Annotated in this window: 22 protein-coding genes; 18 read left to right on the forward strand and 4 right to left on the reverse strand. The window is 41.2% G+C overall.

Annotated elements, in window-relative coordinates:
• Positions 1-13: 13 nt before the first annotated feature.
• From MHB40_RS09345 to MHB40_RS09380, 8 genes are all read left to right on the forward strand, one after another.
• On the forward strand, positions 14-1,015 hold the full coding sequence (locus tag MHB40_RS09345) for an iron ABC transporter permease (protein ID WP_205442766.1): 1,002 nt from the start codon (positions 14-16) through the stop codon (positions 1,013-1,015).
• Positions 1,008-2,015 (forward strand): iron ABC transporter permease, encoded by a 1,008-nt coding sequence (locus MHB40_RS09350; protein ID WP_342443252.1) that lies wholly within the window; start codon positions 1,008-1,010, stop codon positions 2,013-2,015. The genes MHB40_RS09345 and MHB40_RS09350 overlap by 8 nt, the downstream gene beginning before the upstream one ends.
• Positions 2,016-2,172: 157 nt before the next feature.
• Positions 2,173-3,114, forward strand: a complete 942-nt coding sequence (locus tag MHB40_RS09355) for an NERD domain-containing protein (RefSeq protein ID WP_342534386.1) — start codon at positions 2,173-2,175, stop codon at positions 3,112-3,114.
• 757 nt (positions 3,115-3,871) lie between these two features.
• Positions 3,872-4,291 (forward strand): MarR family transcriptional regulator, encoded by a 420-nt coding sequence (locus MHB40_RS09360; protein WP_342534387.1) that lies wholly within the window; start codon positions 3,872-3,874, stop codon positions 4,289-4,291.
• Positions 4,292-4,302: 11 nt separating this feature from the next.
• Positions 4,303-5,502 (forward strand): MFS transporter, encoded by a 1,200-nt coding sequence (locus MHB40_RS09365; RefSeq protein WP_342534388.1) that lies wholly within the window; start codon positions 4,303-4,305, stop codon positions 5,500-5,502.
• A 162-nt stretch (positions 5,503-5,664) separates the two neighbouring features.
• The gene (efeO, locus tag MHB40_RS09370) at positions 5,665-6,534 is read left to right on the forward strand and encodes an iron uptake system protein EfeO (protein WP_342534389.1); all 870 of its coding nucleotides are present in this window, start codon (positions 5,665-5,667) and stop codon (positions 6,532-6,534) included.
• Positions 6,535-6,543: 9 nt separating this feature from the next.
• On the forward strand, positions 6,544-7,803 hold the full coding sequence (efeB, locus tag MHB40_RS09375) for an iron uptake transporter deferrochelatase/peroxidase subunit (RefSeq protein ID WP_342443257.1): 1,260 nt from the start codon (positions 6,544-6,546) through the stop codon (positions 7,801-7,803).
• The gene (locus MHB40_RS09380) at positions 7,778-9,493 is read left to right on the forward strand and encodes an FTR1 family protein (RefSeq protein ID WP_342534390.1); all 1,716 of its coding nucleotides are present in this window, start codon (positions 7,778-7,780) and stop codon (positions 9,491-9,493) included. The genes efeB and MHB40_RS09380 overlap by 26 nt, the downstream gene beginning before the upstream one ends.
• 40 nt (positions 9,494-9,533) lie before the next feature.
• On the opposite strand, the gene MHB40_RS09385 is transcribed toward MHB40_RS09380, so the two are convergent.
• Positions 9,534-10,388, reverse strand: coding sequence for a pentapeptide repeat-containing protein (locus tag MHB40_RS09385; protein ID WP_342534391.1), 855 nt, complete (start codon positions 10,386-10,388; stop codon positions 9,534-9,536).
• Between the two features lie 138 nt (positions 10,389-10,526).
• Between MHB40_RS09385 and MHB40_RS09390 the strand changes: the two genes are divergently transcribed.
• The 4 genes from MHB40_RS09390 (at position 10,527) to MHB40_RS09405 (ending at position 16,167) form a co-directional block, all read left to right on the forward strand.
• The gene (locus MHB40_RS09390; RefSeq protein WP_342534392.1) at positions 10,527-12,131 is read left to right on the forward strand and encodes a PucR family transcriptional regulator ligand-binding domain-containing protein; all 1,605 of its coding nucleotides are present in this window, start codon (positions 10,527-10,529) and stop codon (positions 12,129-12,131) included.
• A 124-nt stretch (positions 12,132-12,255) separates the two neighbouring features.
• The gene (locus MHB40_RS09395) at positions 12,256-13,524 is read left to right on the forward strand and encodes a cytosine permease (protein ID WP_342534393.1); all 1,269 of its coding nucleotides are present in this window, start codon (positions 12,256-12,258) and stop codon (positions 13,522-13,524) included.
• Positions 13,521-14,624: a DUF917 domain-containing protein gene (locus MHB40_RS09400; RefSeq protein WP_342534394.1), complete on the forward strand. Its 1,104-nt coding sequence runs from the start codon at positions 13,521-13,523 to the stop codon at positions 14,622-14,624. Before MHB40_RS09395 ends, MHB40_RS09400 begins: the two co-directional genes overlap by 4 nt.
• The gene (locus tag MHB40_RS09405) at positions 14,617-16,167 is read left to right on the forward strand and encodes a hydantoinase/oxoprolinase family protein (RefSeq protein WP_342534395.1); all 1,551 of its coding nucleotides are present in this window, start codon (positions 14,617-14,619) and stop codon (positions 16,165-16,167) included. The genes MHB40_RS09400 and MHB40_RS09405 overlap by 8 nt, the downstream gene beginning before the upstream one ends.
• 17 nt (positions 16,168-16,184) lie before the next feature.
• On the opposite strand, the gene MHB40_RS09410 is transcribed toward MHB40_RS09405, so the two are convergent.
• From MHB40_RS09410 to MHB40_RS09420, 3 genes are all read right to left on the reverse strand, one after another.
• Complete coding sequence (locus tag MHB40_RS09410) at positions 16,185-16,868, reverse strand: HAD family hydrolase (protein ID WP_342534396.1); 684 nt, start codon at positions 16,866-16,868, stop codon at positions 16,185-16,187.
• Positions 16,865-17,098 (reverse strand): cyclase, encoded by a 234-nt coding sequence (locus MHB40_RS09415; protein ID WP_342443264.1) that lies wholly within the window; start codon positions 17,096-17,098, stop codon positions 16,865-16,867. The genes MHB40_RS09410 and MHB40_RS09415 overlap by 4 nt, the downstream gene beginning before the upstream one ends.
• Positions 17,099-17,216: 118 nt before the next feature.
• Entirely contained in the window at positions 17,217-17,777 is a 561-nt protein-coding gene (locus MHB40_RS09420; protein ID WP_342534397.1) for an AAA family ATPase, read from the reverse strand.
• A 184-nt stretch (positions 17,778-17,961) separates the two neighbouring features.
• On the opposite strand from MHB40_RS09420, the gene MHB40_RS09425 reads away from it, so the two are divergent.
• The 6 genes from MHB40_RS09425 to nagE all read left to right on the forward strand — a co-directional run bounded on the left by MHB40_RS09425 (position 17,962) and on the right by nagE (position 23,845).
• The gene (locus MHB40_RS09425) at positions 17,962-18,738 is read left to right on the forward strand and encodes a hypothetical protein (protein ID WP_342534398.1); all 777 of its coding nucleotides are present in this window, start codon (positions 17,962-17,964) and stop codon (positions 18,736-18,738) included.
• Complete coding sequence (locus tag MHB40_RS09430; RefSeq protein WP_342534399.1) at positions 18,735-19,091, forward strand: GntR family transcriptional regulator; 357 nt, start codon at positions 18,735-18,737, stop codon at positions 19,089-19,091. Before MHB40_RS09425 ends, MHB40_RS09430 begins: the two co-directional genes overlap by 4 nt.
• A 9-nt stretch (positions 19,092-19,100) precedes the next feature.
• Complete coding sequence (locus tag MHB40_RS09435) at positions 19,101-19,820, forward strand: ABC transporter ATP-binding protein (protein WP_342443268.1); 720 nt, start codon at positions 19,101-19,103, stop codon at positions 19,818-19,820.
• Between the two features lie 60 nt (positions 19,821-19,880).
• On the forward strand, positions 19,881-20,801 hold the full coding sequence (locus MHB40_RS09440) for an ABC transporter ATP-binding protein (RefSeq protein ID WP_205442789.1): 921 nt from the start codon (positions 19,881-19,883) through the stop codon (positions 20,799-20,801).
• Entirely contained in the window at positions 20,779-21,720 is a 942-nt protein-coding gene (locus MHB40_RS09445; RefSeq protein ID WP_205442790.1) for an ABC transporter permease, read from the forward strand. Before MHB40_RS09440 ends, MHB40_RS09445 begins: the two co-directional genes overlap by 23 nt.
• A 178-nt stretch (positions 21,721-21,898) precedes the next feature.
• Positions 21,899-23,845 carry an N-acetylglucosamine-specific PTS transporter subunit IIBC gene (gene nagE / locus MHB40_RS09450; RefSeq protein WP_342534400.1) on the forward strand — a complete coding sequence of 649 codons (1,947 nt, stop codon included), beginning with the start codon at positions 21,899-21,901 and terminating at the stop codon, positions 23,843-23,845.
• Positions 23,846-23,932: the final 87 nt, after the last annotated feature.

Raw genomic sequence — 23,932 nt, forward strand, 5'->3', positions numbered from 1 at the left:
GTAGCGAAGGCAAATGACAAAGTTTCGAAAGCTTCCATTTTGGCTTCAAGTATTGCTAGCATTGCTTGTATTAATTGGCACTGCTAGTATCTCGCTGTGCTTAGGGGCAGCGAATACTAGCATTCAAGATGTCTTTCAAGCAATTGTTGGACAAAGTGGTGGCAAACATTACACGATTTTACGTGAAATTCGATTTCCGCGTATCATTGCAGCTATTTTTGTTGGGAGTGCCCTCGCTGTCGCTGGGGCGATTATGCAAGGGGTTACACGAAATCCATTAGCTGATCCAGGGCTGCTTGGTTTAACAGCAGGGGCAAATGCTGCCCTTGCTTTAACGATGGCATTTATTCCGAAGTTCTCGTATTATACGTTAATTTTAGCCTGCTTTGTTGGGGCTGGTATTGGTATGATGATTGTTTATGGGATTGGTGCCTCTACTAAAAAAGGCTTTTCTCCGTTGAAGCTTGTTTTGGCTGGTGCGGCTGTCACGGCATTATTACAGGCAATCGCAGAAGGAACAGGCATTTTATTTCAAATTTCCAAAGATGTTTCGATGTGGACAAGTGGCGGTTTTATTGGCACAACATGGCAGGCATTATTAATCGTTCCTGTTATTATCATCGGTCTACTCCTATCATTTGCTTTCAGTCGTCAATTAACGATTTTAAGCTTAAATGAGGAAGTAGCGGTAGGGGTTGGACAAAACACCACGTTCGTAAAAGGTATCATGATGTTTGTGGTGGTTATTCTAGCTGGCTCTGCTGTGGCCCTTGTCGGGAATCTAGCTTTCGTTGGCTTAATGGTGCCGCATATTGTCCGTGCGTTTGTAGGGACAGACTATCGCTTTGTCTTACCAATGAGCGCCATTGTAGGTGGCTGGTTTATGGTATTGGCTGATTTTGCAGGTCGCATGATTAACGCACCTTATGAAACGCCAGTTGTGGCCATTATTTCGATTATAGGTCTTCCATTCTTCCTACTCTTAGTGCGGAAGGGAGGACGTCAATTTGTTTAAAGAAGGTCGAAAAAAACAACGGAAATGGTTGTTCATTTGGCTAGTGGTCACCTTATTCATTTTTGTGATGGGGATTTCATTAGGTGCCGCATCCGTATCTTTTGATCGAATTATCCCGACCTTGTTGGGCGATGGTAGTTTTAAAGAGTCGTTCGTGCTATTTTCCGTTCGTTTACCAAGAATGTTTGTGCTAGCGGCTGCGGGTATGGCATTAGCGTTGGCGGGTGCCGTATTGCAGGGCGTGACCCGCAATGATTTAGCGGACCCAGGGATTATTGGCATTAGTGCCGGGGCAGGTGTTGGGATTACAGTCTTTTATTTGCTAGTAAATGGCGACCTTCCTCACTTTGCCTATATTTTACCGATTGTCGGCTTTTGTAGTGCCTTAGTGACAGCCCTGTGCATTTACTTTTTCTCTTATCAACGAAATAAGGGCGTACATCCTGTGCAGTTTATTTTAGTAGGGGTTGGCGTAGCATCCGCCTTATCAGGGGTCATGATGGTGTTAATTTCCTCGGCTGAACGTAGTGATGTACAATTTATTGCACAATGGCTAGCCGGAAATGTGTGGGGCACAGATTGGCCATTTTTCTGGGCGTTAGTGCCTTGGCTTGTACTGGGTATCCCGTACATTTTCTATAAAGCGAATGTGTTAAATGTCTTGGCCATGACGGAGCAAACCGCAGTCGGCCTCGGTATGAATATTGGGCGAGAACGTTTGCGATTATTAATTGTCGCCGTTGCGCTAGCGGCAGCTGCTGTATCGGTAACAGGTGGTGTAGCCTTCATCGGTTTGATGGCTCCGCATATTGCGAAACAGCTTGTTGGCCCGCGCTACCAATTCTTTTTACCACTGACCTTATTCATTGGCGCAAGCTTGCTAATGCTGGCTGATACCATTGGGCGTGTAGCCATTGCAAGTGCAACAGTTCCTGCTGGTATTGTTGTTGCGTTTATTGGCGCACCCTACTTCCTGTATTTATTGCGGAAGAATGTGTAGAAACGTATTTGCAAACGTTAGTTGTCGCTCGAAAGAACAGTCTTTCGATCTACTAAAAATTGTGAAAAATTGATTTTGCAATATCTATCTTTTAAGTTTTTGAGAACCTCATTTGTTGAGGTTCTTTTTTTATATAATCAGGGCAGGAGGTGAATACATGATTCTATTAGCACGACAACCATCGGATTCTCAGAAAATACTAGAGGTGATGCTACGAAGATTGCCGCAGACGCACAATGACTACGCCTATTATAGTGAACGGTTGAGCCGTGTCCAAGCAGGGCTTGCTGGCGAACAGCGTGTCGATGCAGAATGGCTTGAGATCGATTTACCATCCCCCCATTATTTTCTCCATGATTTTCAAACCACGAATGGCTTCGGCTCTACCCATCAAATGGACACCATTTTTCTCTGTCCCCATTTTTTACTCATCCTAGAAATCAAAAATATAACAGGAAATCTCTCATATGATGCCTCTTTTGCACAGTTCACACGTACGACCATGGATGGCACGGTGGAAGGAATGGCTAATCCATTTGTTCAGCTGGAGCGACATGTGGTTTGGATGAAAAAACTGTTCCAGCGAGAACGTATCGATTTACCTGTTGTTCATGCGGTTGTACTGGCAACGAAAAATGGTATTTTAACAAAGGGTTTTCAGGGGCAACCTATATTTCATGTGACAGGGTTACGATTTTATTTCCAAAAATGGATAGAGCGGCATCATCCTAGAGAAAGCGTAGATCTTTTACGATTGGCGAACCTTCTATTATCCCTACACACGAAGTTGAAAAAAGAGGTAGAGATACCGCTTCAGGAAATGGTGAAAGGTGTGTTATGTCCACAATGTGGTACGGGACAGCGATTAAAGTATCACTATAAAAAATGGATTTGCCCACGCTGTGGATTGGTGGATCGAGAAGCGCTGATGCGAACATTGGAAGATTACCGATTACTAGTCGGGCAGCAGGTAACCAATCGAAGCTTCCGCGAATTCTTTGGCATTGACTCGCCCGATTTAGCGTACAAGTTGTTACAGCAACTCCCTTTGCAAGCAGAGGGTGTCAAAAAACATAGGAAGTACTGGATTATGGAATAAGGATTTTAAAAACTAAGCAACTCATTCAAGCGGTCTGAATGAGTTGCTTTCATAGTTTTTGAGGTGGATAGAACGCGAGAAGTAGCGGATACAACAGAGAAAGTGGAGGATACGCAATAAGTTGGTGGATAGAAAAGGGAAAGTAGCGGATAGAACGTGAGAAGTGGTGGATACAACAGAGAAAGTGGAGGATACGCAATAAGTAGGTGGATAGAAAAGGGAAAGTAGCGGATAGAACGTGAGAAGTGGTGGATACAGCATACAGCAGAGAAAGTGGAGGATACGCAATAAGTAGGTGGATAGAAAAGGAAAAGTAGCGGATAGAAAGTGAGAAGTGGTGGATACAGCAGAGAAAGTGGAGGATACGCAATAAGTAGGTGGATAGAGCAAGAAAAGTAGCGGATAGAAAGTGAGAAGTGGTGGATACAGCAGAGAAAGTGGAGGATACGGAATAAGTAGGTGGATAGAGAAGGGAAAGTAGCGGATAGAACGTGAGAAGTGGTGGATACAGCAGAGAAAGTGGAGGATACGCAATAAGTAGGTGGATAGAGAAGGGAAAGTAGCGGATAGAACGTGAGAAGTGGAGGATACAGCAGAGAAAGTGGCGGATACACGCATCAAGATGAGGATGAATTCTCCGAAAAGTATGCTAAATCTACCTCCTTTCTGAGCGAGGGTTCGCTTATTTCCTACTAGACAAATAGAGTTTTTAGGTATATAGTTAGCTAGGCTAACTAATTTAAAAGGAAGTGATAGTGTGACAATTGAACAGGAATTTTTTAATCAGTACCGCTTAATGTATCGGCCGTTTATTAATCAGCTGAATGTACAGCTTGAACCCTATCAACTATATAGCTCGCAGTGGGCAGTGCTTCGTTTCTTGAATGATAGGGGGCCACATTCATTTGTAGATATCGCGAACTTCATGTCTATAGAGAAGCCAAGTGTCACGAAGCTTGTACATAAACTTGTGGAGCTGGGCTATGTGGAAACGATGGCAGGTAAGGATAAGCGTGAAAAGCTTGTACACCTATCAAAGCATGGGGAAGAGCTTGTGCAGGAAATAAAGTCGCATTTGAGTCCGTTTTTTGAGCAGGCACTGGCAGGTGTGCCCAAGGAAGATATTTACATTGCGACACAGGTTTTAGCAAGAATTTGTATGAATATCAATCAATAGGAGAGAGTAACGTGGAAGCAACCAGAAAGAAACTATGGACAAAGGATTTTTTAATTGTCTCACTTATTAATTTTACCATTACGTTAATCTTTTATTTATTAATGGTGACGATTGCGGCTTATGCGGTGGAGCATTTTAATGCCTCTACAAGTACAGCAGGGCTTGTATCGAGCATTTTTATTATCGGGACACTATTAGGTCGTCTTGGGACAGGGCGTATTATTGGTGACTGGGGTAGCAAAAAAACATTATTTTGCGGATTGCTATTATTTATGTTGTCAACGATGTCTTATTTTATAGCAGGCAGTCTACCACTGCTGATGGTTAATCGTTTAATACAGGGGATTGCACTAGGAATTGCCAGTACAGCTACAGGTACGATTATTGCACAAATTTTACCAGCAGAGCGTCGTGGGGAAGGGATTGGTTATTATAGCCTAAGTGCGATTTTAGCCACAGCCATTGGCCCATTTGTCGGCATATTATTAACACAGCTGTTTGAAGATTATCGCATGATCTTTGCAGTCGATTCTGTTTTAGCTATTATTTGTTTCTTTATGTATTTCATGGTGACCGTGCCAGATGCACCGAAAAAAGCGAAGGATACAGCTGTGAAGGCTGGCTTTAAAGTGACGAACTTTATTGAAATGCGCGCAGTACCGATTGCCTTTGTGGCGCTTGTGATTGGCTTTGCGTATTCAGGTGTCATGTCGTTTATGACGTTTTATGCAAAGGAGTTAGATTTAGTATCAGCAGGTAGCTACTTCTTTATTATCTATGCTATTGTCATTTTGGCTACACGTCCATTTACAGGGAAATTGCTTGATACAAGAGGGGCGAATATCATTATCTATCCATGTTTAGTGTTGTTTGCAATAGGCATGTATGCCTTTAGCTCAGCAACAACTACGATTGCCTTTTTAATCGCTGCCGCTTGTATCGGGATTGGCTATGGAAACTTCAACTCGGTGGCACAGGCAATTGCCATCAAAGTAACACCAAATGAGCGTTTAGGACTTGCGACATCTACGTATTTTATTTTTTATGATTTAGGCTTAGGTGTCGGGCCTTATTTCTTAGGCTTATTTGTACCATCTATGGGCTACAGCTCGATTTTCTTCTCGATGGTCTTTGTTATTTTAGTGTCGATTGTGCTTTATTACCTTTTACATGGAAAACATGAAAATTTGAAACAAGCAAAAATTTCATAGATTAGAATCATTATATTGTAGAAAAAACGTCTTTTTTCTAGTTGTTCGTAAAGAATGACTGAAAAATGACGTTTTTTTCTATTTACAAAAATAGTTGTTGCAATAGATGATGATAATCATTATCATCACAATATAAAACAAATTCGGAAGTAGGTACGAAGTATGAAAAACAAATCATTTTTGTCGGTATTAGTAGCAGGAGGCATTTTAATGGCTGGCTGTGGCAATACAGAAGAAGTAAAAAAAGAAGATAAGCCAGCAACAGAACAGGCAGAGCAAGCAACACAAGAGGTGGATTTATCTGCTGAACTATCAGCCTATCAACAATTTGCGTTAGAGCAAATGGATCAATTTTTACTAGATACAGAGAAGTTTGTGAATCTATTTAAGGCAGGCGATATTGAGGGAGCAAAAGCGGCTTATGCGCCAGCGCGTATGTATTTTGAACGTTCAGAGCCAATCGCGGAAAGCTTTGGTGATCTTGACCCTCGTATTGATGGACGTTTAGCAGATATCCAAGAAGAAGGTAAAGGCGAGGAAGAATGGTCAGGGTACCATAAACTTGAGTATGCACTATGGGAAGAAAATACAACAAAAGGCTATGAGGCTGTAGCAGATCAACTGCTTGCAGATGCGAAGGAATTACATGCCCTTGTACAAACGGTTGAAGTGACACCTGACTTAATGATTACAGGTGCAGTCGATTTATTAAACGAAGTATCGACATCTAAAATTACAGGTGAGGAAGAAATTTACTCTCATACAGACCTGTATGATTTTAAAGCAAATATTGAAGGCGCAGAAAAAATCTTTGAAATTTTACGTTCAAAATTAGAAGCGAAAGATTCAGCATTAGTGTCAACTCTTGATGAAAAATTCAAAGCGGTGGACGATTTATTGGCACAACATGCAACGGCTGATGGTGGCTATGTATCCTACGAGGAATTAACGGAAGAAAACACGAAAGCACTTGCGGCAGCAGTGAATCAGCTTGGAGAACCATTAAGTCAAATGGGGATCATTTTGGAGTGAACATAAAAAATGACAACGTCAAATGAAGAAAAATTCATTAATAAAAAAATCTCTAGACGTGATATGTTAAAGCTAACAGGTATCGGTGTGGCAGGTGTTGCCATCGGTGCCTCTGGCTTGGGTGGTGTCATGAAAGCAATGGGCTACGATGTCTTTGAGACAGTAGCAGATAGCACGACGGCTAGCAATAAGGTCAATTTCTATGGCAAGCATCAGTCGGGTATCGTGACACCTGTTCAAACGAATATTTATTTTGCTTCTTTAGATGTGTTAGTGACATCGAAGAAGGAACTACAAGAGTTGTTCCAGCAATGGACACCTCTTGTTGTGCGTTTAATGAATGGTGAAGTCATGGTTGATGTTTCGACGAATACAAGAGTGCCCACTGGGGATACAGGAGAGGCAGAGGGCTTAGATGCTGCTAATCTATCCATTACCTTTGGTGTCGGGCCTTCATTATTCGATAAACTCGGGATGCAGCATGTAAAACCAGCAGAGCTAAAGGATTTACCACATTTCCCTAAAGATCAGCTACAGAAAGAATATACAGGTGGTGATTTGTGTATTCAGGCATGTGCAGATGATCCGCAGGTGGCCTTCCATGCAGTACGCAATCTCGTACGAGCTGCTTCGGGTAAAGTGGAGATTAAATGGTCACAGGCAGGCTTCAACTCGTTCCCAGCAGGTGGTGGGACACCTCGAAACCTCTTTGCGTTCAAGGACGGTACGGTAAATCCAGCCATTACAGATGAAAAAGACTTAAATGAGGTCGTGTGGGTGGATAAAGGCTGGCTAAAGGGCGGCTCTTATTTAATCGCGCGAAAAGTTCAAATGCATCTTGAAACATGGGACCGCACATCACTGAAAGATCAAGAGGCTACATTTGGTCGTTATCGTGACAGTGGCGCAGCATTTGGCAAAACAAAGGAATTCGATGATTTTGATGTAGAGGCAAAGGATGATAAGGGCAATTATGTTATGCCTGATACATCACATGTGCATTTGGCACGGAAATCAGGTGCGCGTGTTTTGCGACGCTCTTATTCCTATGCATCGGGCGTGATGTCCAATACAGGAGCCCATGATGCGGGCCTTATCTTTATCTCTTTTCAAAAAGACCCAGCCCAATTTACAACGATCCAAAATAGCTTAGGGCGTATGGATAAAATGAATGAGTACATTACCCATCGAGGCAGTGCCGTGTTTGCATGCTTCCCTGGTGTACAAAAGGGGAGTTATTTAGGTGAAGCACTTTTTAACGCGCTGTAGTATCATAATCGCCTTAATTCTGACTTTAGCTCTACCTGTGCAAGCTGCACAATCCTATAGTCATCTCTATATTGCCATTAGTGATGCATTGATGAATACAAAGCAGGATAAAGAGGCGGAGGCCAAGCAGGCACTTGAACAATTTGCTGCGGATTGGGCTAAGGTTTCTTCAGAGCAAAAAGAAGCCAAAGCAAAGGTTGATGAAATCCTTGCGCAAGCTACTGAAGCGACATCCAAAGACGAGCGTTTAGAGGCGCTATCAGCACTGTCGAATGCATTGCGTGCCTTAGAAAAGCTTGAAAATCCAGTGGATGAAGCGGCACAGCGAGCAGAGTTTGGGCAAAAGTTTAAGCCGATTATGGCAGACTTTGAAAAAGCTTTAGCAAGTGGTGACATTCAGGCCATTGAGGAAGCCTACAAGGATTTTAATAGTAAATGGAATAAAAATGAGCGACCTGTGCGTGAGCAAAGTATTGCGATGTATGGGCAAATCGAAACACAAATGGCGTTTCTCCGTATTGCCATTTCGGCAGAGGCGCCAGATATCGCCCTGATGCAATCGCAATTTGCAGATTTACAGCAAACGATTGAGGATTTTGTAGCTGGTAAAGAAACAGCTGAAGTGGTTGAAGGAGACTATTCGTTAGCAACATTGATTGCTTATATCGATGAGGCAAAGGACTTTGTAGATGCTGGTGACTATCAGGCGGCTTCTGATAAAATACGAGCGTTTATTACCATTTGGCCAAGTGTAGAAATTGAAATTTCCACACGTAATGGTAGTCTTTATACGAAAATCGAAAGTGATATGCCGATTATCGCGAGCGACTTATTAAAATCCAACGTCGATCAGCAAGCCATTACAAAAAAATTAAATGCTTTCCGTACTGAAATTGAGCTGATTCAGGGGGATTCCGATTACACTATTTGGGACGCTGCGTTAATTTTACTACGTGAAGGGCTAGAGGCATTACTCATTATTTTAGCCTTAGTGTCATTCCTCAATAAATCTGGACAGAACAAGATGCGCAAATGGATCTATGTTGGCGCATTTGTCGGCGTTTTATTATCAGCCGTTGCTGCCATCCTTATGTCGACGATTTTGAATTCAGCAACGATTGATACGAATCGAGAATTAATGGAAGGGTATGTAGGGTTAGTTGCTGCAGCGATGATGATCGGTGTTGGTATCTGGCTGCATAGCAAATCAAGTGTAGTCAGCTGGAACCGCTACATTTCCAAACAAATGGGCAATGCCATTTCGAGTGGCTCTATTTTTGCGATGGCTACGATTAGTTTTTTATCGGTCTTCCGTGAAGGTGCAGAAACACTGGTCTTTTATGCGGGGATTGCACCAAAAATGGAAACGTCGCAGTTTATTCTTGGAATTGTGGTGGCACTGGTCATTCTTGCTGTACTGGCAGTCGTGTTATTTAAAGCAAGTGGCAAAATTCCCATTCATAAATTCTTTGCAGTAGCAACCGTTTTAATTTACGTTTTAGCCTTTAAAATTATTGGTGTCAGTTTGCACACATTGCAACTCACAGATAATCTGTCCACAACCATTGTTGATGGCATACCTGTTATTAGCTTCATTGGCTTCTATCCAACAGTGGAAACGATCATTGGCCAAGCTATTTTACTTGTGTTAGTGGCAGCGACTGTGCTTTATAAAAAGAAACAAGCCTAATGAAAAAGGGTAGATGACCGTAAAACGCCATCTACCTTTTTTAATGCCAATGGGCTGGTCGTTTAATATAGGAAGGTAATTTAGTCGAACGATCCCCCTGTGCGGCATTGATCTGCATTTGGGTTAAAAACAGACTTGTCGAAAGGTCAGCACCGCGCAAATTGGCATCTCGTAAATCGGCCCCGATGAAATCTACTCCTTGTAAATGCGCATTTTGAAGATTAGCTGCAATTAAATAACTACCCCTTAGATCAGTCGCTCGTAAATCCTTGCCTTTTAAATTTTTGCCCATCCAATCAACTCCACGCTGATTCAATTTGCTAGCAGTCTTTCCCTTTACGCTATGCTGACGAATTTGCTCACTTGTTTGGAGCAATAGTGCATTGATCGGCATACGAATCGCTACCATATCCAGTGCTAATAAGGCATCAGCCTCTAGTGCTGTTGTTTGCTGTAGTTGCTCCAATTGGGCAAGGAGCTGCTCATAAAGCGTATTATCCACCTGATAGGATAATGCCTCCGCTACATAAGCAATCATTTCGTAAAGCTGTTCCATGATGGGAAAAACGCGAAACATCTTGTCAGCATGCTCACGGGATTGTCGCCAATCCTGTCCGTGAAATGTCACCTGTGAAACCTGCTGTCCTGCACCTAAGCAATCAAAAACGGTACAGCCCTTAAAGCCTGTTTCTCTCAGATGGCTATGAATGTGACAGCTATAGTCACCCTGCAAATTAGGACATGGCGTGCCTGCTGGCTTATTAATCGCAAAATCGCTGGAAGCCACGATATTTAAAGCGGTACAGCATAAACCAAAACAGCTTTGACAATCTGCCTGTAGGCTTTGTCGGATTTTTGTGCCCACTATTGTCACTTTTTTTGTCTGATTCGACATTCTCATTTTCCTCTCTAATCTTTTCCATTTAATTATTATTTTAACACTATCAGGCTAGCAGTTAAAATAGAGAGCAAACTGTATTTTGAAAGATAGTAGGGGATATGGTATTCTTCTTCAAAAGAGTTGTAAAGAAAAGTGGTGGTGGAACATGGGGTAACGGTCAATGAATTATTACAATTGCCATCCTTTCGAGGGGCAGAGGTGTTAACGGGTACAGATAATCTGCATCGTACCGTATCATCCTTATCTGTACTAGAGGTATCGAATGTTGATTTTTATTCGAAAATTATTAACCGTGTGCAGGAGGAATGGTATGCAGAGGAGCTTGTCATTAGCTCCTTTTACTCCATTCGAGATAGCGTGGAGCAACAATGTGAAACGATTCAGCATTTACATGATTTAGGAGAGCTAGGTCTGATTTTGTATTATGTCGGCATTGTATTGCCTGATATTCCAGAAGAAGTGCTGGCGTTAGCAGAGGCGCAAGGGTTTATTATCATTTGTATGCCAAGAAATGATTATTCACTGCGCTATAATGAGGTTATTTATGAAGTCATGGAAGCCATCGTTAGTAATCAAGGCGTAAATGATCATTTTGTCAAAGAGACATTAGAAAAAGTGTCGTTACTGCCTGAGCATTTAAGAAGTGTTGAAATTACACTGAAAATGCTTTCGGATCGTTTGAAAGCCAATATCGTGCTCACGAATAGTCATTTTGAAATTGTGAACCAGGTGATGTGGCCTCGAAATTCATCATTAGATGTGGCGAATGTGATTGAAGAATGCTCTCAATCCAATTTCCATCGAGAAACGGGCAAGCTAGAGCTACAAAGAAGTGATGTCTCCTGTGTCGTGGACTATAAAAGAGTGCATCAAAAAAATGGCGAGCCGCTATTTTTATTCTTAATAAAAGAAAATACAAAACTGCCCGCTAAGACGATTGAAAAGGTAAGTGAGGTTGTGCAAGTAGCCATAAATTTATGGGGAGATAAGCATGATGAGGTAAGTGAATACGCCCTAGTCAAAGCCATTATTAATGATGAAGGGGAGAAAATGAGACGGTTAGCCAATCTCCTTCATATTGATGTTTCAGCCATTCAAATGATGTGGCTTGTCTACATGCATGATTTAGCAGATGAAAAAAGAATTCGCGATGAATTGGAAGAACAGCTTTCCAAGTATTATCAAACAAGGGTGATCCAATGCATTGACCATTGTATGATCGTGCTGGTAGGGAATTGCTTTTATAAGCATCATGAGTTTGAAATTGCCATCGAATATAGTGAAACGACCCAGTATGATGCACAAATCGCAGAAATTGTTTATGCACCTAAAATGAGAAATACAAAGTCTGTTCGTCAAATGTATCAATTGGTCAATCAGGTGGGGGACAAGGCTCATACCATTTACCCAATGCGAAAATTGTTTACAGCAGCGGAAGTTCGCTCTATGAAAAGGGCCATTGATGTCAGTAAGCAGGGCGAGGAAATGATTGAGGAATACTTGTCGGTGATAGAACCCATTTTACGTGATCAGGATGCCTTGCAGACATTGATGACCTTTTTATTAGATGCAAACGCTAGTGTGGAGCGCTGTGCAGAGCTCCTTTATATTCATAAAAACACGGTGAAATATCGCATTAAAAAAATTAGCGAGCTGATTGGCACGGATGTTACTGTGTACTCGGAATTTTATGATGCCTATATGGCTTGCATGCTATATCGATTGATTAATGATTAGAATAATCTGAAATTTTGTCATTTTGAACAAAATTTCAGATTATTTTTTTCATTTACGCAAAAGACTCGTGCCCTTCCTTTCTTTTATAATTAAAAACATTAAACCCCAATAAGGAGGGAGTCACATGCAAAATGAAAACAAAGGTCAATCTTGGTATAGCTTAGGCATTATTTGGGCTGGTGCCATGATTTGTATCCCTAGTTTATTAGTAGGTAACGCACTGATTACCAATATGAGTTTATCAAAGGCACTGGCTGTCGCTTTTGTAGGCTATGCTATTGTCGTATTCATCATGGTATTGCAAGGCATGCAAAGCAGTGATTTAGGAAAACCCACTGTCCATATCGCAGGGCAGGTGTTTGGTAAAAAAGGCTCTCGTACAATATTATCCATTATCTTAGCCATTGCTTGCTTAGGGTGGTTTGGCATTCAAGCCAATGTTTGTGGCGTTGCCTTAGCGAATTTATTAGCTATCTATCATTTGAATATACCCATTCCTCTTGCTTCATTCCTAAGTGGTATGGTCATGGTCGTATCGGCTCTTTATGGTATGAAAGTGTTACGTATTTTAAGCTATATTGCTGTACCATTACTCGTCATTATTTGCCTGTACGGTTTAGGTCAAACATTAACTGGCGAGCAGCTGCAGCTCATTCGGGATTATCACCCTCAAGGCAATATGAGCTTTATGGATGGTTTAGCTGTAACGATTGGGTCCTTTGCATTAGGGGCTGTTATAGCGGGTGATTATTCGCAATTTTCCAAAAAACGTTCAGATGTTTTCAAAGCCGCTACATTAGGGATTATTCCAGCAGGTGTGCTGATGATTGCTGTGGGAGCTGTATTAACGATTGCCTATCAAACAAGTGATATTACCGCAGTCTTTCTGCATATCGCAACACCCTTTATTGGTGGAGTTGGTCTGATTTTAGCGACATGGAAAACCAACTTGGTCAATGCGATTTCAGGTGGTATTGCCTTAATTAATGTATTCGATGTTGCCAAAAACAAAGAACGATTAGCAATTGGTGTGGCGGGTACACTTGGCACAATCTTAGCCGTTGTGGGGATTTTAAATTATTTTACACCGATTATGTCAATTTTATCGGCGATGATACCACCTGTTGCAGGGGTGATGATTGCGTCCTACTGGGTCATTCATAAAGGCAAAATAGATAGCTGGCATGAAGTTGAAGGGGTCAATCGATTAGGCGTATTTTCTTGGCTAGTAGGAGCTGTGATTGCCTGTATGCCAGTGGTATTCTCCTTATTCCCTGCATTGCCAGCACTACCAAACCAACCGATGATCGGCATTATTATTTCATTCGTGATTTATTATGTTGGCTATCGTGTATCTGTACAAAAAACGGTCATATTGGAGGAACATAGATGAGATATTTAGATCAAGCCGCTATTGAACATATTGCCATTGGGGCAGCATTTCTAGGAACAGGTGGGGGAGGCGATCCCTACATTGGGAAATTAATGGCGCTTTCTGCCATCGAAAAAAATGGGCCTGTGAAGCTGTATTCTGTAGATGAAATTGCAGATGATGACTTTTTCATTCCAGCCGCGATGATGGGAGCACCATCGGTTTTAGTGGAGAAATTCCCACGTGGCGATGAGTTCGTGAAAGTTTTCCAAAAGCTCGCACAATATTTGGGGAAGGAAAAAATTGCAGGCACCTATCCAATGGAAGCGGGTGGGGTCAATTCGATGATTCCCATTGTAGTTGCTGCACAGCTTGGCCTACCATTGATTGATTGTGATGGTATGGGACGTGCATTCCCAGAATTACAAATGGTGACATTCCACTTAGATGGGATTTCGGCAACGCCAATGGCCATCACAGATGAAAAAGGGAATATTGGTATTTTTGAAACGATTGATAATAAATGGACAGAGCGTATCGCCCGAACAGCAACAGTGGAAATGGGCGCTAGTTCATTAGTGAGCCTCTACCCAACAACGGGTGCACAAATTAAACAAAGCGGTGTACATCATATTGTGACGCTTTCTGAAAAAATTGGTGAAATTATTGCCTCGAAAGATCAAGAGGTGAACGATAAGCTACAAAATCTTTTAAAGCTTGTGGAAGGATATGAGCTTTTCCAAGGAAAAATAGTAGATGTTATTCGTGAAACAAAGGGTGGCTTTAACCTAGGTAAAATGAATCTTGAAGGTATTGAATCTTATAAAAATGATCAAATGAAGGTTCATTTCCAAAATGAAAACTTATTAGCGGAGAAAAATGAACAGGTTGTTGCGATGACACCAGACTTAATTTGCTTGGTGGATTATGAAACCTTATTGCCTGTTACAACAGAAAGTCTAAAATACGGCAAACGTGTGCGTGTGATTGGCTTACCAGCACATGAAAAATGGCGTACAGCAAAAGGGATTGAAACAGCTGGACCCAAATACTTTGGCTATGAATATGAGTATACGCCAATTGAGGAATTGGTGAAAAAGGAGGTAGCAGAGCATGTATAAAATTGGGATTGATGTAGGTGGCACAAACACAGATGCCATCCTTTTAGACCATAATAGTCAGCTCATTTACAGTGTGAAATCACCAACCAGCTTAGATATTAAAACGGGTATTGAACAGTCTCTGCAACAATTACTAGAGGGCGCAAATATCGATAAAGCAAAAATTACCCATGCAATGTTAGGAACGACGCAATGCACCAATGCCATCGTTGAACGTAAAAAGCTAGCAAGAGTCGGTGTTATTCGATTAGGCTATCCAGCGACGGCCTCTGTACTGCCTTATACCGCTTGGCCAGCCGATATGATTGATAAATTATCAGGTAATTATGCGATTGCACATGGTGGCTATGAATATGATGGTCAATTATTAAGTGCGCTCGATCAGGAGGAAATTACAAAGCTATTAGAGGAATGGCGTGGTCAAGTAGAATCGATTGCAATTGTCGGCGTCTTTTCTTCTATTAAAAACGATCAAGAATTGCAAGTTCGTGAATGGATTCAAGAAATCTATGGCGAGGAGTTCCCGATTTCTTGCTCCTCATTAATTGGTTCTGTCGGGTTAATCGAACGTGAAAATGCAACGATTCTAAATGCTGCATTATGTAAGGTGATCGAGACAACAACACAGGGCTTTGTCCAGGCGTTGCAAGCAGAAGGTATTTTTGATGTAGCAGTATATCTATGCCAGAATGACGGTACATTAATGTCTATCGACTATGCCAAGCAATTCCCGATTTTAACAATTGCTTGTGGACCAACGAATAGTATTCGTGGGGCATCGTATTTATCCCAAATACAAAACACAATGGTATTGGACGTTGGGGGGACGACTTCCGATATTGGCGTATTACAGGATGGTTTCCCTCGAGAATCCTCTGTTGCGGTAGAAGTGGGGGACATCCGTACAAACTTTAGAATGCCCGATATTATCTCAGTAGGACTTGGCGGTGGTAGTATTGTTCGTGTGAATGATGACAAAATTACTGTTGGGCCAGATAGTGTAGGCTATAAAATTAGTGAAGAGGCCCTTGTCTTTGGTGGCTCGACCTTAACGACAACGGATATCGCTGTCCGTTTAGGCTTAGCAGACGTAGGCGATTCCACGTTAGTTGCCCATATTGATGAAGCATTTGCCAAAGCCGTTCAAGAAGAAATTTCTTCCTTACTGGAGCAGGCGATTGATAAAATGAAAACCTCTTCAGAGGATGTGTCACTGGTTTTAGTGGGCGGCGGTGGAATCATTGTGCCAGACAAAATTCGTGGCGTTTCTACTATTGTAAAATCTGAATACGGTGGTGTAGCGAATGCCATCGGTGCCTCGATTGCGCAAATTAGTGGTCAATATGAGCAAATTTATATTTATTCCAAAGAACCACGTCAGGAATCCTTAAAGGATGCACAAAACAAGGCTGTGAAACAAGCCGTATTAGCAGGTGCTCTTGCGGATACGATTGAGCTAGTGGAAGTAGAAGAAACACCTCTTGCGTATCATCCAGAAAATGCAACAAGATTAAAGGTAAAAGTAGTAGGGAAAATGGTCTAACAGTCAAAGGAAGAGTCCTAGTTAAACAGGGCTCTTCCTTTTATTAATTGATCAAATGAATGAATCTCGGCATCAGGTTTGATGTCAGTAGGATTCGTGAGTTGATGAGGATTGAACCATATGCCCTTCATCTTTGCCTGTTGACAACCAGCAATATCCTTTTCTAGGTCATCCCCAACGAATAGGGCTTCTTCTGGTTGTACATGAAGCTGATTTAAGGCTAATTCAAATATGCGTTTGTCAGGCTTAGTAAATCCTACTTCCTCAGAAATAAGGACAACATCAAAGTAACTCGCTAAGCCTGTATGCGTGATTTTAGCCTTTTGTCGCTGAGTAGAGCCGTTTGTGATAATGCCAACCTGTACATGCTTCTTCATTGTTTGGATAACCTTCAGCGTATGTTGATTAATAGAAAAGCAATATGGGAACTGCTGATTCCAAAAATCTTGCATGTCATGGCGAGGCAGTTGAAAGGTTGGTGGAAACGCATCAAAAAACGATGATAAAACATTTGTTTTATCGGCATAGCCATAGTCTCTTTTATCGTATTCTTTAAATTGTTGCAGCATGTCAGTTTTTACGGAATGCTCAACAGCTCCATAGTATTTTTCTAGCATAATATGAAACAGGTTATCGACAGCATGATCTCGATTAAGTAAGGTATCATCTAAATCAAATAGTATCGCCTTCACGAGCTTCATGTCCTTTCTTGCTCATCAAGCGGTTTTCGTTTATGTTTTTCCTTAATAATTTTCTTGTTAAGGATTGTTACCTTGCCAACCATGAGCAACCTCATATCTTCCACAATATACTTGGCTAGCTCTTCATCCGATATGTCATCTCCTTCAATATCAAGGCGGAATTCCTGCCCCTGTATGCCACCACCATTGGTAAAGTCAATTTCAAAGTCAAAGACTACTCTTTTATCCATTCCAGTACCACCTTACGCTTAGTGTTAGAGTGCTATCCATATATTCTGTTTTGTATAGATGAATAGCTCCTTTAAAAAATGTGTAGATACAAATAAATAACAGAGGCTTCTTATCAATTTAGAAATGAAAGCTTTTCTTGATGATTTTCGCCACTTCTGGTGCACTCAAATTTGTATTATTGATTTTGATATAATTTGAATAAGGAATCTCACCTTCTAAAGAATTCAACCTGTACTGCTCCATTGCTATTTTTAAGTCAGCCTCGGACCATTCTATATCTCTTTTGGATGGCTTATGTACAAGTCGGTTATCACTTTTATTACGTTCAAGTCTTTCATCGAAATCAGCCTCAAGTTCCACATAGTAAACATTACCACCTCTGGACTCGAACAACTGCGAGATTTGATTCACATAATCCCAGTCAGCTTGTAGATTAAATGCCCAAACGTAAGTAAAAATTATGCCATACATATCGCTCTTTGATACTTCTTCAAATATCTCCTGACGAAACAAATTTACTAATCTTTTTCCTTCTTTCGTGCTGTAATCAAAAAAATGTCCCACTAAATCAATCGTCATATGATTATGAAAAAGCTTCAAATTTGTTATTTTAGCTAATTCCTGTCCAACAGTCATCTTCCCAACTGCTTGTGGTCCAAAGATAAGAATAAATTTCATAAACGTCCTCCTAATATCCAATATTATCCTATAAAGAGTAAAGCATAGATAAAGGAATAATGGAAGACGATTAGAAGGAAAGACGTGAGCAATAGGAATTTCCTTTTTCTTGTATTTGCCACTTGCCAACTAAAAAGTCATAGTGTAATATGTGACTAGTACACTATGACACGAGGTGTTGTGATTGAAAAGTTTTGTAGGACTTTTAAAAAAAGAATGGGTACTTTATCGCTCATGGTTTCTAGTAGGGATATTTATGGGTCTTATGTTATCTTGGATCGTTCCCTATGTATTACATCAGTATGTCGATCTCTTTGCACATGAGCATCAACTAGCATTTGCCTTTACGATACTCGTCCTTTTTCTAGGTGGATTTTATTCTATCTTACAATTTTTAGCGTCGATGCGATTGGATATTAAAGCAAAGGAGAGCTGGCTCCATTCAACAAGCTCCATCACGAAGCTTATCGGGGCAAAGTTAGTTTGTTCGTTAGTAGGATATATACTCTTTAATACCCTTTTCACGAGTATAGCCATTTTCCATATGAAAGATGAGCTAATTGCGAGCGCTGGACAAATTTTATTAATTTTAGTAATAATTGTTATTATATTGACGGTTTTACAGTTAATGCTATTTATCGTGCTTTTATTCTTTTTAGCTTTTTATTTGCAATTGAAGCGCCTAATCGGTCGTTTTTCGATTGTGTTGACAATGGTTGCGTTTTATTTAACGACAGCTGGTTGGGTGCGAGTGACGGAGAGTCAGCTGTATCGAACGATTTTCCTCCATGGAGAAGTTTCGCTTCACCATATTGAACAGTACCTACCAAAAGCGAAAGGGATGACAATAGAATGGATGCTGGGCTCGATTTATATTGTCGAGGAAGTGGCCATTACGTTATTCCTGCTACTGCTCTTTTTAGCAGCATCGAAGTGGCTTGAAAGGGTGGTTTTACGATGACGATGGATTTTTCGCGTGATAAACCCATTTATAGCCAGCTTGTCGATCGAATTTGTGGGGACATTTTGAAGGGAAAGTTGCAGCTAGGTGATCGACTTCCCTCCGTTCGAGAATATGCAGTAGAAACAGGTGTCAATGTCAATACGGTGCAACGTGTCTATAAGGAGTTAGAGGCGATGAATATAACGGAAACCAAACGAGGACAGGGTACATTTATTACGAGCAATGAGGAACGCATTGAATTATTGCGGGAAGAGATGAAAAACCAGCTAGCTGAAAATTTTTTAACTTCGATTGAGGCTTTAGGCTTTTCGAAGGAAGAGATGCTTGTGGTTTTGAAAAATAAAGGGTGAGGTGAAGGGATGTTACAGCTATCAAATGTATCTTTTCAATATAAGAAAAAGCCGATTTTACAGGATCTATCCTTTTCCTTCCCGATTGGACAAATCATTGGACTTGTAGGGGAAAATGGTAGTGGTAAATCGACGCTAATGAAGGTATTAGCTGGCTTGCTGCGACCCTCTGCTGGTGAGGTCACACTGGATGGTGAGCCTGTCACACGTAGAAGTGCTGACCAAATTGCTTATTTGCCCGATACGGATTTATTTTTTGAGTACTACACGGGTGAACAGCTCTTCCAGCATTATGCCTCTCAGTTTGCAGATTTTTCCTATGATAAGGCCTGTATCGTTGCACAATTTTTACAGGTAGATAAAGGCACGAAGCTACGCCAATTGTCAAAGGGCAATCGTGGTCGTATGAAAATGGCTGCAACCCTTGGGCGAGAGGTTCCTTATTATGTCATGGATGAACCGTTTGCTGGGCTAGACCCCATAGTGAGAGAGCAGCTGATTAAAGGCTTAATTCAATTTACGGACATTGAAAATCAAACGATTTTGCTATCCACACATGAATTATATGAGGTAGAGCCTATTTTAGATCAAATTATTTTATTGCAGGCGGGCTCTATTACGGCCTATGAGGAAGTCGAAACATTACGCGATGTGGCCAATAAGGATGCGGTCGAGTGGATGAAAGGATTTTATCGTCCTTCAGTAAAAGACATCGACAGCTCAAGGTGAAGAAAAACTTGTCAGTAAGCCATTATGCCAAGTCGAAATAGATTAGAAAGGGTGAAAAATATGACTGAACCAATTGTACAATTGCAAAATTTATCGAAAACAATTCGAGGAAAGCAATTAATTCAACAGTTAAACATTGATTTATATCCTGGCCAAATTACAGGATTTTTAGGACCTAATGGAGCGGGGAAAACAACAACGATCCGAATGATGACAGGACTTATGCATCCAACAGAGGGCAATGTCATCATCGATGGTCTTTCACTTAAGGATCATTATGAGGAAGCCATTAGTAAGGTTGGCGTCATTGTAGAAAATCCAGAAATGTATAAATTTATGTCAGGGTATAAAAATTTACTACATTTTGCGCGTATGCATAAAAATGTAACGAAGGAACGAATTCAAGAGGTCATTCAACAGGTTGGGCTTGAAAATCGTATCCATGAAAAGGTCTCTACGTATTCACTTGGTATGAGACAACGACTAGGGTTAGCTCAGGCGCTATTGCACAGACCGAAGTTTTTGATTTTAGATGAGCCGACGAATGGCTTAGACCCTGCTGGTATTCGTGAGTTTCGTATGTACCTGCGTAAGATTGCTTCTGAAGAGGGCGTATCCGTCTTTGTCTCAAGTCACTTATTATCTGAGATTGAATTGATGTGTGATCGTGTGGCCGTGATCCAAAATGGGCAACTGATTGATCTGCGTGATATTCACAATGAAAGCTCATCATTTTATTATGTGGAGGCACAGCCAAAAGAGCAGGTGTCTGCTTATCTGGAACAGCGTGACTTTAACTTTGTAGCAGAAAATCAAGGCTATGTGGTGGAAATGAAGAAAGAGGATGTCCCAGCCATGACAACACAACTCGTACAAGCAGGTATTCAATTATTTGCTGTACAGCCACATCAAAAAACATTAGAGGATCAATTCTTAGAAATGACTGGAGGCGGACAAATTGCTGAAGCTAATTCAAAATGAGTGGATGAAATTATGGCATAAAAAAGGAACATGGGCAATGGTGGCCATGCTTATTCTTGTCATTCTTGTTCCAGCTGGAATCACAAAATATTATGAAGTAAAATCCCCAACAGAAGGCTCTTGGCAGGACATAGAGCAGGAGGCCATTCAGTCGTATAAAGAGAGGCTAGCAGGTGAAGATTTAACGGAGGAAGATAAAGCATACTTTCAAGAGCAGATGGCTATTTCTGAATATCGTTTAGCTAATGATGCACCAAGTCAAAAGGATAGTAGCCTTGTGAGCTTTATGTCCTTTACAAGCGGCATGCTAACGCTTGTCACTTTATTTACAGTCATTACCGCAGCGAGTATTGTATCGAGCGAATTTTCAACAGGGACGATTAAAATGCTCTTAACGCGTCCAATGTCCCGTGCAAAAGTGTTAACGTCTAAATTACTGACAACATTCCTCTTTGGTTTATTATTGTATGTGGTCAACGTGGTGGTAAGTGCGCTTGTCGGCTTAGTCTTGTTCGGCATGGGAACAGGTGTCGAATTAGAAATCGTCAATGAACAGGTTGTTGAAAAGGGCGTATGGGGTGATTTAGCCTATCATTACCTATTATCTGGTGGCGATTTTGTAATGTCTACATTATTTGCCTTTTTGATAGGTTCTGTGTTCCGTTCAAGCTCCTTAGCAATCGGTTTAACGATGTTCCTTTCCTTTACAGGCGGCATGATTGTCATGTTCTTAAGCCGATATGACATCGTCAAATATATTTGGCTAACACATTCTGATTTAACACAGTATGAACATGGTGGAGGCTCCATCATTGCTGATGTAACGATGCCCTTCTCACTAACAGTACTTGCTATTTACGCATTAGTTTTCCTTGTCATTAGTTATTCAACCTTTATGAAACGTGATGTCACGGCATAAGCTAAATAAGAACTGTGCCCTAATTTCAGATTAGGGTGCGGTTTTTTTGTTTGACATCACGAAATATTAAAAAAGTATTTATTTTTTTTTGAATTGCGCCTATAATAATAGCAACTTAGTGAAAACGCTTTTTTTTTACTAAAGTGGTCTAGACAACTATACCAAAGGGGGATAATGAATGTTTGCTTTCTTACAAAAAATCGGTAAGTCGCTCATGTTTCCAATTGCTACATTACCAGCAGCAGCATTACTATTGCGTTTAGGTTCAGGGGATATGCTTGGGGCCGTACCGAATGAAGCGATCCAGTACATTGCTAGTATTATGGCCGCTTCTGGTAATGCCATACTAGGGAATTTACCAATTATTTTTGCCATCGGTATTGCGATGGGGTTGGCACACGATAGCAGTGGCGGCGCAGCTCTTGCAGGTGCAATTGCGCATCTTGTTTTAATAGCCGTTTTAGGAACTGTTAATGAAGAATTAAATATGGGTGTGTTTGGTGGCATTATTGCCGGTATTACGGCAGGCTTATTGTATAACAAATATTATAATGTGAAATTTCCAGAATGGTTATCATTCTTTGGTGGACGGCGCTTTGTGCCAATTATTACGTCCATCACCATGGCGATTTTAGGGAGTATTTTAGCGATCGTATGGGGACCAATTCAAGGTGGCATAGATGCTGTCGGCAATTGGATGATCGGGGCAGGATCACTTGGCGTAGGGATGTATGGCTTCTTCAACCGTCTATTAATTCCAGTGGGTCTACACCATGTAATCAATACCATTATTTGGTTTGATTTCGGTGAATTTACAAATGCTGCAGGCGAAATCGTGAAAGGGGACATCAATCGTTTCCTAGCAGGAGACACATCAGCTGGACATTTCCAAGCTGGCTTCTTCCCCATTATGATGTTCGGATTACCAGCAGCATGTCTTGCGATGTATTTTACAGCGAAAAAAGAAAAACGTCCGATCATTGGTGGGATGTTCGTATCCATCGCTTTAACAGCCTTTTTAACAGGGGTTACAGAGCCGATTGAATTTTCATTTATGTTCTTATCACCAGTTCTTTATGGTATCCATGCGGTATTAACAGGTATTTCGCTTGCAGTTGCCTATATTGTTGGGTTCCGTGACGGCTTTGGCTTCTCGGCAGGTTTAATTGACTACTTGCTCAATTTAGGTCTAGCAGATAAACCATTGCTATTATTACCGTTAGGCTTGGGCTTTGGGGCAATTTACTTTGTTGTTTTCTATTTCTTAATCAAAAAATTAGATTTAAAAACACCTGGACGTGAAGACGATGAAGAAGAGGATGGAGAAGTAAATGCTACCATTTCTAATGATGTCGATTTACGTGCCTACTATACAATTGAAGCATTAGGTGGAAAAGACAATATTCAGCAAGTGGATTACTGTACAACTCGCTTACGTCTGTCTGTACAGGATGCGAATGTTGTAGATGATAAAACACTGAAACAAACAGGTGCACGAGGTGTAATGCGTATCAGTAAAACGAATGTTCAAGTAATTATTGGAACATCTGTAGAGTTTTTAGCTGAGGCCATGAAAGAGCGTTTGAAAAAAGGCAATCCAGCACCAACCAACGCTGAACTTCCTACTGCACAGCCTGTCGTGGAAGAGGCAGTAAAGAACGAGACTATGACATTCCGTGATTTCGAGATGCCAATGACAGGTGATTTATTACCATTAACAGAAGTGCCAGATGAGGCATTTTCAGCAGGCTTGATGGGCCCAGGTTTCGGTATTCGTCCGACAGATGGGGCAGTTTATGCACCATTCGATGGTCAGGTAGTAATGATCTTCCCAACAAAGCATGCAATCGGCCTGAAATCAGATACAGGCATGGAAGTATTAATTCATGTTGGCCTAGATACGGTCAAACTAAATGGTGAAGGCTTTGATCTGTTCGTTACAGATGGTCAAAAAATTAAGCGTGGGGATGCGCTATTAAAAGCAGACATCATACAGATTGAAGGCCAAGTACCTTCTGTCATCACACCAGTTGTCTTTACAAGCTTAATGGGGCAAGAGATTACACTTGAAAAAACGGGCTACCAACGAGCAGGCTCAACGAATATTATTACAATGAAGAAGTAACGACTAATGGGGCTGTTAGCGAAGGTACACAGAGGCAATGAGCTATTGCAAATGGAAGCCTTTTCGACAGCCCTTGTTCAAGAAGGA

Source organism: Lysinibacillus sp. FSL K6-0057, from assembly GCF_038630885.1.
GTDB lineage: Bacteria > Bacillota > Bacilli > Bacillales_A > Planococcaceae > Lysinibacillus > Lysinibacillus fusiformis_F.